The following is a 3,203-nucleotide window of genomic DNA, read 5'->3' as shown; positions in this document are numbered from 1 at the left end:
ACCTGGCCCTGGAAGTCACCCAGTTCCATCGCGAGCTACCGGTAATGATCTACGTCGGCCATATCGAAGCGATGAAGCGCGTCGAAGTGACCGCCGAGAGCATCGAAATCGGCGCCGCCACAGCGCTGTCCGATTGCTACAAAGCGCTGGCCCAGGACTACCCGGACTTCGGCGAGCTGCTGCACCGCTTCGCCTCCCTGCAAATCCGTACCCAGGGCACCCTGGGCGGCAATATTGGCAACGCCTCGCCGATTGGCGACGCCCCGCCGCTGCTGATTGCCCTCGGCGCGCAGATCGTGCTGCGCAAAGGCAACAACAGCCGCACCCTGCCGATCGAAGACTACTTCCTCGACTACAAGGTGACTGCGCGTCAGGAAGCCGAATTTATCGAGAAGATCATCGTGCCGCGCCATCAGGCCAGCCAGGCGTTTCGCGCCTACAAGGTGTCCAAGCGTCTGGACGACGACATTTCCGCCGTCTGCGCCGCCTTCAATCTGGTGGTCGAAGAGGGCGTGGTGCAAAGCGCGCGTATCGCCTTTGGCGGCATGGCTGCAATTCCGAAGCGCGCCGCTGCCTGCGAAGCCGCGCTGCAAGGTTCGGCCTGGTATCCGGGCGTGATCGAACGCGCCTGCGCCGCGCTGGCCGAGGATTTCACCCCGCTCAGCGATTTCCGCGCCAGCAAGGAATACCGCCTGCTCACTGCACAGAATCTACTGCGTAAATTCTTCCTCGAGCTGCAAGCTCCCGAAGTCGAAACCCGGGTGACCGCCTATGTCTAACCACATCCAGCACAAAACCCAAGCCGAACTGGCCGAACTGTTCCGCGCCGACATAACCACCGGCGTCGGCAAGAGCGTCAAACATGAAAGCGCGGACAAACACGTCTCCGGCGAAGCCATCTACGTCGACGACCGTCTGGAATTCCCCAATCAGCTGCACGTCTATGCCCGCATGAGCGACCGCGCCCACGCACGCATCCTCAGCATCGACACCGCGCCCTGCTACGCGATTCCTGGCGTGGCCATTGCGATTACCAGCAAGGACGTACCTGGCCAGCTGGACATCGGCCCGGTGGTCGCCGGTGACCCGCTGCTGGCAGACGGCAAGGTCGAATACGTCGGCCAAGTAGTCATCGCTGTCGGTGCCGACAGCCTGGAAACCGCGCGCAAGGCGGCCATGGCGGCGATCATCGAATACGAAGACCTTGAACCGGTACTGGACGTGGTCGATGCGCTGCGCAAGAAGCATTTTGTCCTCGACAGCCATCAGCACAAGATCGGCAACTCCAGCGCCGAACTGGCCAGCGCGCCGCGTCGCCTGCAAGGCAGCCTGCATATCGGCGGCCAGGAACACTTCTACCTGGAGACGCAAATTTCCTCGGTGATGCCCACCGAAGACGGCGGCATGCTCGTCTACACCTCGACGCAGAACGCCACCGAAGTACAGAAGCTGGTCGCTGAAGTGCTTGGCGTACCGATGCACAAGATCGTCATCGACATGCGCCGCATGGGCGGCGGTTTTGGCGGCAAGGAAACCCAGGCCGCGGGTCCTGCGTGCCTGTGCGCAGTGATCGCCCACCTCACCGGCCGGCCGACCAAGATGCGCCTGCCGCGCGTCGAGGACATGCAGATCACCGGCAAGCGCCATCCGTTCTACGTTGAATACGACGTCGGCTTCGACGACAACGGCCTGCTACATGGCATCCAGATCGATCTGGCCGGCAACTGCGGCTACTCGCCGGATCTGTCCGGCTCCATCGTCGACCGCGCGATGTTCCACTCCGACAACGCCTACTTCCTCGGCAACGCCACCATCAACGGCCATCGCTGCAAGACCAACACCGCCTCGAACACCGCTTACCGCGGCTTCGGCGGTCCGCAAGGGATGGTCGCTATTGAGGAGATCATGGATGCGGTCGCCCGCAGCCTGGGCAAGGACCCGCTGGAAATACGCAAGCTCAACTACTACGGCAAGACCGAGCGCAACGTCACCCACTACCACCAGACGGTGGAGCACAACGTTATCCACGAGATGACCGCCGAGCTGGAAGCCAGCAGTGACTACGCCAAGCGCCGCCGTGAAATTATTGAATTCAATAATAAAAGTCCGGTACTGAAGAAAGGCCTGGCGCTGACCCCGGTTAAATTCGGTATCAGCTTTACCGCCACCTTCCTCAACCAGGCTGGCGCGCTGATCCACATCTACACCGACGGTTCGATTCACCTGAACCACGGCGGCACCGAGATGGGCCAGGGCTTGAACACCAAAGTCGCGCAGATCGTCGCCGAAGTGCTGCAGGTGGATATCTCGCGCATCCAGATCACCGCGACCAACACCGACAAGGTGCCCAACACCTCGCCGACCGCAGCAAGCAGCGGTGCCGATCTGAACGGCAAGGCCGCACAGAACGCCGCCGAAACCCTCAAGCAGCGCCTGGTGGATTTTCTGGTGCGCGAATACAAGGTCACCCCGGAAGACGTCGAATTCCGCAACAGCCAGGTGCGCGTACGCGACCTGTTCCTGAGCTTCGAGGAAGTGATCCAGAAGGCCTACTTCGCTCAGGTTTCGCTGTCTTCCACGGGTTTCTACCGCACACCGAAAATCTACTACGACCGCGATAAGGCCGCCGGCCGCCCCTTCTACTACTTCGCCTACGGCGCCGCCTGCGCCGAGGTGATAGTCGACACCCTGACCGGCGAGTACAAGATGCTGCGCACCGATATCCTGCATGACGTCGGCGCCTCGCTAAACCCGGCTATCGACATCGGCCAGGTCGAAGGCGCCTTCGTTCAGGGCATGGGTTGGCTGACCATGGAAGAGCTGGTGTGGAACGGCAAAGGCAAGCTGATGACCAACGGTCCGGCCAGCTACAAGATTCCCGCCATCGCCGATATGCCGCTGGATTTGCGGGTCAAACTGGTGGAAAACCGCAAGAACCCAGAAGACACCGTGTTCCACTCCAAAGCCGTCGGCGAGCCGCCGTTTATGCTCGGCATCGCCGTGTGGTGTGCGATCAAGGATGCGGTGGCCAGCCTGGCCGACTACCGCGTGCAACCGAAGATCGACGCACCGGCCACGCCAGAGCGCGTCCTCTGGGGTGTGGAGCAAATGAAGAAACTGCAGCAAACAGCCAAGGCTGTCGCTGCAGAAGCCGAACCGGCCTAACCCTGAAGGAGCCAGCTTGCTGGCGATCGCAGTACCGG

Annotated in this window: 2 protein-coding genes; both read left to right on the top strand. The window is 61.6% G+C overall.

The features are described 5' to 3' along the window. A partial coding sequence (locus tag WA145_RS11050; RefSeq protein WP_422581625.1) for an FAD binding domain-containing protein occupies nucleotides 1-779 on the top strand: 779 nt, incomplete at its 5' end. After that, a complete protein-coding gene (gene xdhB / locus WA145_RS11045) occupies nucleotides 772-3,165 on the top strand; it encodes a xanthine dehydrogenase molybdopterin binding subunit (protein WP_422581624.1) in 2,394 nt (797 codons plus the stop codon). The genes WA145_RS11050 and xdhB, both read left to right, overlap by 8 nt. Nucleotides 3,166-3,203 lie beyond the last annotated feature (38 nt).

It is taken from the genome of Pseudomonas sp. (assembly GCF_049301935.1).
GTDB lineage: Bacteria > Pseudomonadota > Gammaproteobacteria > Pseudomonadales > Pseudomonadaceae > Aquipseudomonas.
Note: the sequence above shows the minus strand (reverse complement) of the source record. Positions and strands in the feature narration are given on the sequence as shown.